The organism is Streptomyces sp. NBC_00988, assembly GCF_045162645.1.
GTDB lineage: Bacteria > Actinomycetota > Actinomycetes > Streptomycetales > Streptomycetaceae > Streptomyces.
In genome coordinates, this window is record NZ_CP108730.1 from 166601 (window position 1) to 178662 (window position 12062).

The following is a 12062-nucleotide window of genomic DNA, read 5'->3' on the forward strand; positions in this document are numbered from 1 at the left end:
ACCGCCGTGAGCCACGGACTGCTCCCCGCACCCGCGGGGTTGGTCCCGACACCCCACCTGCGCACCCGCCCTCGAGACCCTGCTCCCCGCACCCGCGGGGTTGGTCCCTGGGCGTCGCTGCGCCGGTTGCTGCCGGGGTCCTGCTCCCCGCACCCGCGGGGTTGGTCCCACCCCTGGCGGGCTGCCGCTCACCGCGACGGCCTGCTCCCCGCACCCGCGGGGTTGGTCCCAACAGCAAGACAGCGACGATCTTCTGCGTACGCTGCTCCCCGCACCCGCGGGGTTGGTCCCTCGCGGATGCAGCCCGGGTAGAGGCAGTTCCGCTGCTCCCCGCACCCGCGGGGTTGGTCCTCCGCCGGACAGATCCAGTGGGGCGGCCTCGTCCTGCTCCCCGCACCCGCGGGGTTGGTCCCGTCATCGTGCTGCTCACGCTGCTACCTTCTTCCTGCTCCCCGCACCCGCGGTGTTGGTCCCAACATGCGCGGCAAGGTCTCCGGCCTCCAGACCTGCTCCCCGCACCCGCGGGGTTGGTCCCGCAACGACAGCTAGGACCGAAGAGGCCCAGGACTGCTCCCCGCACCCGCGGGGTTGGTCCCGTCAACCGCAAGCTCGCCAAGGACGCGCTCGACTGCTCCCCGCACCCGCGGGGTTGGTCCCGTCAACCGCAAGCTCGCCAAGGACGCGCTCGACTGCTCCCCGCACCCGCGGGGTTGGTCCCGCTGCCTTCGAGGCGCTGTAGACCTCGAGGTGCCTGCTCCCCGCACCCGCGGGGTTGGTCCCGTGCCCAGGGCGGGCATCAGTTCGGTGCGGATCTGCTCCCCGCACCCGCGGGGTTGGTCCCGCCCTCGTCTACGCCCAGCCGCAGATCGTCAACTGCTCCCCGCACCCGCGGGGTTGGTCCCTCCCGCACTACATCGCCTGGCGTCATCTCTTCCTGCTCCCCGCACCCGCGGGGTTGGTCCCCGCGGACTACGCATGATCCAACTCCGCCCGACCTGCTCCCCGCACCCGCGGGGTTGGTCCCCGGCGCTGCGCTGCGTGTGCGGCGCCCCCGTCCTGCTCCCCGCACCCGCGGGGTTGGTCCCCCCCGGGGAGACACGCCATGACCAGCCTGTTTCTGCTCCCCGCACCCGCGGGGTTGGTCCCGCGGCCGCGTAGACAAGATCGTGCTGCATCTGCCGCACCACATCGGTGAGATCGTCCGGATCCACACCGCACGCCAGGATCCGTTGCAGCGCCGCAGCCGATGCACTGCCGGGAACGTTCTCCTGCCCGTGACCTCGTAGCCAGGACTCGATCCAGGACGGGTAGCCGTCGGTGCAGGCATCCTCGTCGACGACCATGTCCCACACGGAGGTGAGGAACGACGTGCGTGCCTGCGCCGGCCAGCCATCGGGATGGGGATCTTCGTCTTCGGCCATGTGCCAACACTGCCATCCGTTGGTGGGAACATCGCCGACGGGATGAGCGGGTTGCGGCACAGTGCGGCATCGGCCCCAGGGGCTGCGTGGCGCCGCCATCCGGCGCTGGGCGAAGAACCACAGGGCCGAACTGTGCTTCACCCCGGCCTGCGCCTCCCCGTCCAACCTCATCGAGGCACACTTCGGCCCCTTGCGTCAGGTCATCCTCGCCAACTCCCACCACCCCAGCCACACCGTGGAGAGCCGAGCCCTGCACGCCTACTTGCGCCGGTGCAACACCAATGCCCGCCACCCCGGCACCGTCACCGCACAACGCCGGGAACGCGTCCGTATCCGCAGAGAGAAAGGCACCCGCTGGGGCGGACGCCCCGTCTTCGACGCGGACTGGGCTGTCCTGCACATGCGGCGCCCCACACACGTTTTCCGGATCACGGCCTTGGGCGGGGGCCATCGTTGTCGAGGGCTTCGGCGAGTTCGGCGCGCAGCCGGCTACGGGTGCGCACCAGAATCCGCCCGAGCATGTTCTGGCCGTTCCCGGTCCTGCCCCGACCCCAGTAGTGATCGGTGGTCGTGTCCTCGACGATCTCTTCGTCACCGGTGGACAGCAGAATGTCACGGATGTCGGCATGCGCGTGGAACTTGGCTGCCACCGCACGGCGCATCACGTCGTCCTTGACCCGTTCCCAGTCCCTCCGCAGAGGCTTGGACGAGTCCCGGCCCAGCTCCGCTGCCCGCAGCGGCGTGCGAGCGCGCCGGACGGGGTCCGCGTGGCGAGTGCCCTTGAACTTCTGCGCCTGGAAGTAGTGCTCCGAGGTCGGCCACCAGACCCCGTCGAGGTCGAAACCATGATCAGAAAAGTTCGAGAAGCATCCGTAAGGTACTTCGCCGGCGCCATAGAAGTAGATCGTCATGGGAACCTCACGGAAGGGACGGAAACCCGCACCCTGTCAGGCATGCCCCTGCCCCGCAATCAAAATTCTTCGCCAAGCCCGGCCCTTCACTACTAACGTGCCCGCGTGACGACGCACAGACATCAGAGGGCAGGAACGATGGGATCTGTGCCGGACCATGCCCGGACCGTGCGGAACGGTTCGCTCGCGATGATCGCGTTGGGGGTCCTGCTGTTCGTCCTCAGCGTGTTCTACCTGATACCGCACGACACGGGCGTGACCTCGGCCCTGCGCAGCCGTGGCGTCCACGCCCGGGCGGTCGTCACCGCATGCACTCCGGTGAGCCGGCCCGAGGACAACCCCGCGGGGAACGCCTACTGCCGGGTGCGCTTCGCGACATCCGACGGGACGACCGTCGATGCCCAACTGGCCTACGTCACCGGCACCATCGCGGCACGTGACACCGTGAGCGTGGTGTACGACCCCCGGCACACCGGCACCGTCGCCCTGCAGTCGAGCATCGGCTTGTGGAACTCACTGGTCCGCAACACCCTCGACGTGGTCGCCCTGGCCGCCTCGGTCCTCATGACCCTGCTGGGCCTCGCGGTCCACCTCACCTACCGCTGGGTCACCCGGGCACATACACGGCCGGCGCCGTCCGCGACATGAGGTCCGGCGGGGACGGAGGTCCCCGACCGGCCGGTCTGCGGGCCTTGACCGGCGCCGCGACTCCTGCCATGTCGGGCCGGCAGCCAGTCCGCGAGGTCGTCCGTGACCCATTCGCCCACGCCGGGGCTGTCGATGTCGTTGTCACCCGCCCCGAGATCGAGGCGGTAGACGGACGCCCCGTCACCGCCGCCGCGCCGCACGAACAGGCCACGCCCCCGCTGTCATCGCCGATGAGAATCCAGTCCGGCTGGTACTCGCCCACCTTGTAGGTTTCGTTGCGTTCGAGGATGTCCTGCGGGCCGTAGATCACCACACCGCCGGGGAGGTGGACACCGGGCGTCGACCGCCACAGCCGGGCCAGCGAAGGAGTGGGCCCATCACCGACCCCGGCGACCCGCGCCACGTGTCCGGTCAGGAAACCCGCGAACGACTCGGCGGCCTCCTCCTCAGCGCCGGTGTGACCGTCCCGCCGGATCACCGCATGCTCCGTGCCCGGTCCCGCGGGACGGTCCAGCAAGAGGTGGTATGCATCGCTGCCGGCGGGTTCGGTGTAGAAGCAGAGCCAGCCCCAGTCGAGGCGTCCCCGGCGGTCAGGTGCTCAGCAGCACACTCGCCGGGCGGAGCGACGCTCGCGAGCGGTAGGACGGCGCGAGGGGGCCCACGACCGGCTCGGCCGAGCGGATCCACGCATCCGGCGCGCCGAGGCCGGGCCGGGTGACGATCGCGGGCGATGCATCGACAAGCGCCCGGAGGAGGACAAAATCGGGAGTCACGACGGTGACCCAGTCACACGGCCGCGCCCAACGGACGCGAGCGGCCCGGGAATACCTGATCCAAGATCGCCCCATGGGCCTTCCGCCGCGCAGGGCGATCACGGGCGGAACACCCGTGTCCCAGTGATTCTCCCCAAAGGCCAACGCCAAGGCTGAGTCACAGGTCAGCGCGCGGGTGATCTTTACGAGCGAGCGGCACCGTCCTGTAAGGGATGCATGAGGCCGCCGGCGGGCAGGGCGCTGTCGTAGCGGGTCCGTTGAAGGTATCGAAGGGGCGACCGCCGAGATCGCTTCGGCCGCTCCCTGACCTCAGCGGGGCACCTTCGTCGAGCGCCCGGGCTTGGCCGCACCAGCGTGCGCCGCAGACTTCTCCCCGACGCCGGACAGACGCATCAGGCGGCGGCCAACCGCGCGTTCGCCGACCCGCAAGACCTGATCACCGCCATCCGGCGGGGCTTACGCCAGCTCCAGTACCGCCACGATGTGCTCGACGGCTGTCTCACCGGCACCGGATTGTCACTCGCCTCACCATGACGACATCACGCATTCAAGGTCAGTAGGAGCTTCTCCAGCGGTGCAAGGCGACTTGGGAAGGTCACCTCGTTCAACTGGAGCTTCGATGCATACGTGACGGGCCGCCCCGGACTCTCCAGGCCGCTCTGGCCTGGAGAGTCATGTGATCACCGGGACTTTGAAACGCCCCTGGAGGGGTGGGTTCGAGCAAGTCACCCATCGCACGGTGCACTTGCCCTCTTTTCGTACTCGTGCGACTAGCTCTCTCCGTGAGCACAGCCCTACCGGTCAACACCCTGCAGGCTGAGATCGGCAAAGTCGGACAGCCATGAAATAAGCCCCTTCATCCGACCCAGAAACTCTGGGTCTGTAATCTCCTTCTCCAGTAGCCATTGCTCCCAAAGGCCACGGCTTTTGAGCAGAGGGTACAGGTAGGGAGAATCCGCCTTCGCGTCAATTACCGACAACGCACCCATCGCCCATCCGCAATCAGAGCTCATATCGGGCTCACGCAGAAAGACGTCCAGGTAAGATTCGAGCGCATGGGCATCTTCCTCGCTTCCGAATCTCGACAGTGCGAAACAGTACCCCTTGCCGGAGTATGGATCCTCGGCAGATTGAAGTAGGTTTCTTATTACCTGCGCAAACTGGAGACGTCGAGAGAAACCCACTAGCCATGCGGCTGTAAGGCGTCCTCGCCAGCCCTCGCCCATCAGGAGCGTAATTTCCTCATCCGAGACAGCGAGTGAATCCGCGGCCAGATCATTCCCGAATGACACCATCCTCTCCTCTGGGAGATCTCTGAAGTTCGCGGCAATTAGCTTTCTGTAACGTCCGTTCATTCTTGCGTAACGTGTGAAAGCTTCAGACGCTTCGCTCATTTCACCCAATTCCCTCACGCCCCTATTGAGGCAAACCGAACGGTCCGTAGTTGCAGCTGATCTCGCATCCAGCGACTGCCCCCCTTACGAGGATTTCCAGCTCCAGGAGACCGTCTTGACCAGCGACAGACATCTGACCGGAGCTGAATTCGCTGAAGGGCTTGCGCAGGATCAGGAGATCCGTGTCGTATCCATCACCATCCTTCGCGAACTCCTGCGCAGTCTCCAGATCGGGCGTCCAAGACGTGAATTCGCTGTTCATATCACCATCCTGATGCGCCTTGGGATCGCTATGACCACCCCTGGGCTGGGAAATACCCTTAAGAGCCGACTCTCGCTGAACGTGAGGATTTGTAATCCCTCGGTATAGATACTGACCGTCCGCATCGTGATATGCCCTCGCGCGAGCGACCACATCGGCGGCGGTAGGACCGCAAGTGTTATGCACCAGCACAGGCGTATTACCCGCCAGCACATAGTACGTGTGGAGGCTGGCGACCGTGAGGTTGTACATGGCGGCCTCGCCGGGCCGCACCCGAACAGCGACGAGAAGGACGTGCCGGTTTCGGGCCGTGTTCAGCAGGTGTCCAGGCTTGAGCTTGCCTGCCGATACCCAGGCTTTTTTGGTGTCGTCCCAGAACGGGTGCTTGGACGTCGTGTGCAAGGTAGCCGTCTTGCCGCCCCGAACACTTACGGTCAGGTCGATCAGGTCGTCGTCGTGATTGACGAAGGTGGCGGTGACAGCGCGGGCACCCGACTGCTTTCCGGTGTCAGCATCACCTGCCTCCACCCTGTCACCCGGTCTGATCTTCTTGATCGGCTTCGTTTTCCCGTGTTCGAGAAGTACGAGCGTCGAGGCGGCAAAGCTGCAGCCGCCCCGTATAGAGAACACCCCGAGAGATCCTCCGAGCATTCCCGAGACGAGGGCCGTTTTGAATAGGGAATTTCGAACGCCGCAGAGACCATCGTCTTTCGCGCATCCCAGGTCAGGGATTTGGGCGGATTCCGCGTCTCCTTCTGTTGAACTTCCGCAGTTTCCAGCCGCCGCGTAGACACAGACCCCATTTACGTATGGGGCGTTGCCTTTGTGTTCGATCGGATCAGGCTTGGGCCCTTTCTTGAAGGCTATCGTGATTGTTACCTGCGAGCCGTAGCTCGTGACAGTTACAGAAAGGGTTCCGTTTATTTTTCCGGAGTAGATCGTTTTGGCGTAGGTGGCGGTGGAGCTGTACTTCCAGCCGCCCTTGCCGTTGGGTGAGAGGTGGTCTCGGTAGGTGCCGCCGTGTCCGTCGCTGCAGCCGTTTTCACATTCAGTAATGGGGCGCAGGCCGGTGGGGTCGCTCTTGGTGACGGGAGTGTTGTCGGCGTAGGCGTATCCGTTGAGGGATTCGTGGTCATCGGCGGAGAAGTCGGGGTCGCCGGACAGGAACCGCCCGATGGCCGGGTCGTATTCGCGTGCACCGATGTGTGTCAGGCCGGTTTGGGCATCGGCTGGTTTTCCGAGGAAGCCCTTGTCGTCAGGCCATGGGGCGAGTGTGCCGCCTCGGGCTTCTCCGAAGGGCTTGGTGTAGCGGCGCGTGATGGCCTGTGTTGCCGCGTCGACGACCATGGTGGCCGTTCCGTGGCGGTCGTTGACCATCCAGTACAGGCCGGTGTTGGTGCGCAGCGCGGTGCCGTCGCCGGCGCCGTAGTAGCGCTGCGCGGTGAACTTCTTGGCTGTCGGGTCGTAGTGGAGTTCCTGGCCGCCGAGGTAGAGCACGGTCTCGGCGGTGCCTCGGCGTAGGAGGAGCTGGCCGTTGGCGTCGTAGAGGTAGCTGGTGGTCTTGCCGCTCTCGGTGAGGGTGTCGAGTTGTCCCTCGATGTTCCAGGTCAGGCTCTGGTCGCCGGAGGCGCCGGGACGCCGGGTGGTGTTGCCTTGCTCGTCGGACTTGTACGCGCTGGTGGTGGTTCCGGTGGTGGTGGAGGTCAGGGTGTGCGGCTGGCCGGCGCCCTGGCTGCTGACGGGCGGATAGGCGTAGGAGGTCTTGGTGTCGCCGGCGCTGGTGTGGACGGTCTGGGTGTCCCGCATTCCGCCGGTGGTGTAGGTCCAGCTGTTCCAGTACGGTGCGGGCCCGCCGAGGGTGGATGCCGACGCAGGGGCGGAGCAGTCGCCGGATTGCGGTGTCCAGGCGTCGGTCAGACGCTGGTGGCCGTCGTAGGTGAAGCACTGGTTGTCGGCCGGGCCGACCTTCTGCTTGATCGACAGGACATTGCCGCTGTCGTCGTAGTTGTAGTCGACGTCGCTGGTGGGACCGGTGTTGGTCTGGTCGAAGGTGTGGCTGTTCAGCAGTCGGCGGGTGCCGTCCTCGTAGCGGTCGGAGACCTGTAGCTGCTTGGCAGTCGAGGAGGTGGCGAGTGTGGTCTGCTGCGGTTCGCCGTACTGGGTGTAGCCGATGCCGCGGATGTAGTTGGTGTTTCCGGAGACGGTGTCGACGAGCCCGAGGTCGTTGTACGTGTACCTGACCGTCTCAACCGGCAGTCCTCCCGCGGCGGGCAGGATGGTGTTGTTGACCGTGCCATCGAGGTTGTAGGCCGTGGTGCTGGTGAAGGTCTGCGGTGCGCCGGCCTGCACGAGCGGATCGGCCGCGGCCAGGATGGTCTTGGTGGTGGTGGGCTGGTAGAGGCTGTTGTAGGCGGTGACCTGGGTAGCGTAGATACGGCCGGTGGTGCCGCCGACGTAGCGGATGGCCGCGGTCAACTGGCCCTTGGCGACTGTGTCGTAGGTGAACTTGGTCAGCTGGTGGGCGTCGTCCTTGGTGCCGTCCCACGTGCCGATCTTGCGGCCCAGGGTGTCGTAGTCGCTGATGAGCGTCCTGGACGTGCCGTCCTTGGTGACCGTGGCGGTCAGGGGCTGATCGGCGTCGTCGTAGGTGAGGGTGGTGGTGCCCTTGTCCGGGTCGGTGGTTTGGGTTTCGCGTCCGCGGATGTCGTAGGAGTGGTGCCAGACGGCGTTGTCGGGTCCGGTGACGGTGTCGAGGTTGCCGGTGGGGGTGTAGGTGTACGTGGTGCGGGTGTAGTCGGTGCCGGTTGGGTTGGGGGCTGCGTACTCGCGGCGTTCGATGACGCGGCCGCGGGCGTCCTTGATGGTGAGGGTGCCGGAGCCGCCCTGGGCGGCGGTGGCCGCTACTTGGTCGCCCTGGTCGTTGGTCTTGGTGCGCCAGCGTTCCTGGCCGTTGACACGGAAGATGCTGTCGGTGGGGCGTCCGGCGCCGTCGTAGACGGTCTCGGTGGAGGCGGGTACCGAGCCGGGCAGGGTGTTGGCCAGGGCGCTGGTGGGGCTGGTGTTGTCGTAGACCTGGTCGTTCTTCAGGTAGGTCAGACCGCGGTCGTCGTAAAGGGTTTCGGAGATGACCCGGCCGCCGCCGACCGCCGGGATCTGCGTCTGCCGCTTCCTGAGCAGGGCGTCATAGATCTCGTAGGAGGTGTTGTAGGTCTTGCCGTCGGCCTTGAGCGTGTCGGTGCGGACCCAGGGGGCTTTGTCCTTGGCGAGGCTGTAGGCGTAGACGACGCTGGGCGCATCGTTCAGCGTGCGGGAGCGGTTCGGTTTCCAGATCGAGGTGACGCGGCCGAGTGCGTCGAACTGCCATTCGGTGATCTTGCCGTTGCGGTCGGTCTGCTTGGTCACCTGGCCCCAGGCCGGATCCACGTCCGTGGTGACGGTGTACAGCTTGGGATCGGTGACCGTGGACTGGGTGAGCGGCCCGTAGCCGGTGTCGTCCGGGACGTAGGCCGTCGTGGTCGTCCGGTTGTCGGCGTCCGTCGTGCTCTCGGGTCGGCCCCAGTCGTCGTAAGTGGAGGCGGAGACCTTCTGGTAGGTGGGCTGGTTCTGTGCGTTGTAGCCGGACACCCGGTAGGACGAGGTGGGCTCACCCGTGGTGGGTGCCGTCCCGACGGCTTGGTTGTCGTATCCGGTCGTGACATCGGAAATGGTGTCGTCGGGCAGCTTGGGCGTGGTCGAGCAGCCGACCGCGTAGCTCTCGACGCGCGAGGGGAACTGCACCAGCCAGTCGGTGGTGTTGCGGGCGTAGCTGGTCTTGGTGCAGATCTCGTCGCCGGTTTTGGCGATGTCGCCCTGATCGTCCACCGTCTGGGGCATGCCGTAGGTGGGGTCGTAGGTGGTGGTGGTTCTGGTGCTGCGGGTGCCGGTGGAGGTCGTGGTCCGGTTGGTGATGGTGGCCGGCTGCATGAAGTACGACTCGGTGGTGCCCCAGTCGTACTTGTGGCTGCCGGTCCGCAGCGACCAGGGCGTGTTGATGGTGCCGCTGACTTCTGCGGTGCCGTTGTAGGCGATGGTTTCGCGGACGAAGCCGGCGTACTGGCGGTCGTCGTTGATGCTGGTGCCGGTGGAGTCGGTGACCTTGGCGACACGGGGTGTGCCGTCTTTCTCCTTCTCTCCGTTCAGGCCCCGCATGTACAGGTTGACGGTCTTGCTGGTGGGGCCGGTGTCGTCACCGCTGGTGGTGGTGACCTTGCCGTAGCCGCGCCATTGGTTCCAGGTGCGGTACTTGGCCTTGGTCAGGCCGTCGTCGTCGGAGTAGCCCCAGCCGGCGCCGCCGTCGTAGGTGTAGCGGGTTTCCTGGGAGTCGCTGCCGTAGAGGTCGTCCTGGAAGACGGAGGTGACGACGTATTTGTGGAACCAGTCGAGTTCAGGCGTGGCGCCGGACTGTGACCAGTAGACCGGGAAGCAGCGCAGGGTGTTGTTGTCCTCGGAGGAGGGCATGGTGGTGCCGCGGATGCACTGGGGGTCGGAGTAGTTGACCGTCAGGACCCCACCGGTCTCGCTGATGATCTTTCGCACGCGCCATTTGATGTAGCGCAGTGTGTCGCCGCCGCCGTCGACGTGGTTGGAGAGCTGGATGCCGTCGAAGGTGATGGCAGGCAGGCTGGTATTGGTGGTGTCGGCTTTGCCGGTGTTCTGGATGGACTTCAGCCACAGGCTGGGCGAGGAGGCGTCTCCGGAGTCGGGGAAGCTGTGTTCCAGGTGCCAGTTGTCGACGTTGCGGCGGGTGGTGCCGGTGCCGGTCCACACCGAGGTCGTGACGTCGGTGAGCATGTAGCGGGTGAAGAACGACGGGCCGATCATCCCGGTGCAGGTCTTGCCGTCCGCGCAGATCAGGTCGAAGGGGACGTCCGGCCAGTTGGCCTTGGTGTCGGAGGTCAGGCTGGAGCAGTCGCTGGCGACGCAGCGCTGGGCGTAGTCGAAGGAGACCTGCTGGGCGGCGGGTTTGGTGTAGATGCTGGTGCTGCGCAGGCCGTAGTCGATGCGCTTGAGGTAGCCGGCGCGGTCGTAGCCGGTGGCGGGGTCGGCGACGCCGTTCTTGGCGTAGTTGTTGGTTTCCTTGCCGTACCAGTAGCTCATGGCGTTGCCGTGGGTGTCGACGACGTAGTCGAGGTTCCACTTCCATGCCTGGGTGCAGCTGGAGGAGGCGTAGGTGGTGTCGTGGCAGGGCTCGCCCGCGTCGTCTCCGAAGACGGGCGCGGTCCAGGTGGAGTTGGTGACCGGGTCGTCCGCGTCGGTGCCGTGGTCGCTCCAGCCGGGCAGGCGGTGCTTGCCGAAGTAGTACTGGGTGCCGTCGGTGGTGGTGACCTTCCAGTACTCGCCGTTGTCGTCATCGTTGCTGGTGTTGCCGGTCAGGTGCTCGACCTTGGTGGCGTCGTCGTTCTTCAGCCGCCAAGTGCCGCCCGCCGCCTGGGACTTCTCCGCGTTGTCGCAGGTGGCGGTGTCGGTGCAGGCGTTGACGAGTTCGGCTGCCTTGCCGTTGAGGACGAGGGTGGCGTTGGCGTACTTCCAGCACAGGTCGCCCTTGCCGTCGTTGCCGTCATCCTTGCAGGAGCCGTACTTGCGCTCGATGTAGGACTCGGTGATGCCGAAGCCTTCACCGACGGCGGTGGTCTGGTTGTTCTCCGAGGAGGTGCGTCCGTCGACCGAGGCGGAGCTGTAGGAGATGGCCAGGTTCGGGGCGGGACCTGCGGTGGCCGGTGGGACGCGCAGCGGGTAGTTCCAGTTGAAGTCGCCCGTGCTGCCGCCGGCTTCCCAGGTGGCGGACGGTCCCAGCGGACTGGCGCTGAAGTCGCCGCTGGGGCCGGAGCTGGCGGCGGTGGCCGCGAGCAGCATCGGTGTCTTCGCGCTCGTGCCGGCGGTCGCGGACAAGGTCGCAGAGACGGTCTTCGCGGCCGGGTCGTTGCGTGATGCCAGGGGCTTCTGCACCTGGCACCTGGGCGCGGTGGGTGTGGTCAGGGCGCACTGCGGAAGCTGGACCAGGCGCAGACGGGAGCCGTAGGAGCCGCCGTAGGCATCGGCAAAGGAGGCGTAATTGAGGTGGAACTGCCAGGCTCCGTCCAGTGCCTGATCAGGCGTCAGAGCGATGAGGGTGCCGTTGATGCCGGCCTTGTCCGCCGCCTGATGGCCGTAGACCCGTATGCCCAGGGAGCCGGTGGCAGCCTTCTGGCCGCTCTTCGACGTGAGCTTCTTCTTGGTCTTCGCGGGCGTCAGGCTGACGGGCAGGCTGCCGGCTTTGGCCGTGGAGGTCCCGGATGCGGGCACGGTCAGGTGGGTGTTTGCGGCCGTGGGCCAGTGCACGTTGGCCAGGCGGCTCTGCGTGGTCTTGGCCGCGGCAGCGGCCTTGTTGGCCGTGGTGCGCTTCTTGGCCTTGAACGGCAGGACCTTGTTGACCTTCGGCTTGGGCGGCGCCGGGAACGTCGTGGAACTCGCCTCAGCCGCAGTGGCGGGCAGCGATCCGGAGGGGATTGCCATCTGCGGGATCAGGGCCAGGCTCACGGCGAGTGCGCCGCGACCCAGCCAGCGGCGCAGGACAGCCTGGGGCCGTCTGGCGCGTGATACGGGATTCACAGTGGTGGATTCCTTGCCTGATGGCG

Annotated in this window: 5 protein-coding genes, 2 pseudogenes and 1 CRISPR repeat array (1 of these 8 cut by a window edge); of the genes and pseudogenes, 3 read left to right on the plus strand and 4 right to left on the minus strand. The window is 66.2% G+C overall.

Translation table 11 applies throughout. From position 1 onward, the window contains the following. Positions 1 to 1146: direct repeats of the CRISPR family, unit length 29 nt; unit sequence CTGCTCCCCGCACCCGCGGGGTTGGTCCC (it extends 837 nt beyond the left edge of the window). A 372-nt stretch (positions 1147 to 1518) separates the two neighbouring features. After that, positions 1519 to 1788, plus strand: a pseudogene (locus tag OG496_RS00765) (IS630 family transposase); the annotation flags it as partial. Between the two features lie 61 nt (positions 1789 to 1849). Here OG496_RS00765 and OG496_RS00770 read toward each other — a convergent pair. Beyond that, the gene (locus OG496_RS00770; protein WP_405969091.1) at positions 1850 to 2332 is read right to left on the minus strand and encodes an NADAR family protein; all 483 of its coding nucleotides are present in this window, start codon (positions 2330 to 2332) and stop codon (positions 1850 to 1852) included. A 147-nt stretch (positions 2333 to 2479) separates the two neighbouring features. Here OG496_RS00770 and OG496_RS00775 point away from each other — a divergent pair, with 147 nt between their 5' ends. Next, positions 2480 to 2980 carry a hypothetical protein gene (locus OG496_RS00775; protein WP_405969092.1) on the plus strand — a complete coding sequence of 167 codons (501 nt, stop codon included), beginning with the start codon at positions 2480 to 2482 and terminating at the stop codon, positions 2978 to 2980. Here OG496_RS00775 and OG496_RS00780 read toward each other — a convergent pair. Next, positions 2940 to 3458 (minus strand): hypothetical protein, encoded by a 519-nt coding sequence (locus tag OG496_RS00780; protein ID WP_405969093.1) that lies wholly within the window; start codon positions 3456 to 3458, stop codon positions 2940 to 2942. The two genes, OG496_RS00775 and OG496_RS00780, sit on opposite strands and share 41 nt — an antisense overlap. A gap of 697 nt (positions 3459 to 4155) precedes the next feature. Here OG496_RS00780 and OG496_RS00785 point away from each other — a divergent pair. Further along, positions 4156 to 4287: pseudogene (locus OG496_RS00785) on the plus strand (DDE endonuclease); the annotation flags it as partial. 260 nt (positions 4288 to 4547) lie between these two features. Here OG496_RS00785 and OG496_RS00790 read toward each other — a convergent pair. Next, positions 4548 to 5147, minus strand: a complete 600-nt coding sequence (locus tag OG496_RS00790) for a DUF6000 family protein (protein ID WP_405969094.1) — start codon at positions 5145 to 5147, stop codon at positions 4548 to 4550. Between the two features lie 22 nt (positions 5148 to 5169). Next, a complete protein-coding gene (locus tag OG496_RS00795; protein ID WP_405969095.1) occupies positions 5170 to 12036 on the minus strand; it encodes a polymorphic toxin-type HINT domain-containing protein in 6867 nt (2288 codons plus the stop codon). Positions 12037 to 12062 lie beyond the last annotated feature (26 nt).

Coding starts and splice junctions, on each gene's coding strand:
- OG496_RS00770 (WP_405969091.1), bottom strand. CDS start 2,332: ATGACGATCTACTTCTATGGCGCCGGCGAAGTACCTTACGGATGCTTC.
- OG496_RS00790 (WP_405969094.1), bottom strand. CDS start 5,147: ATGAGCGAAGCGTCTGAAGCTTTCACACGTTACGCAAGAATGAACGGA.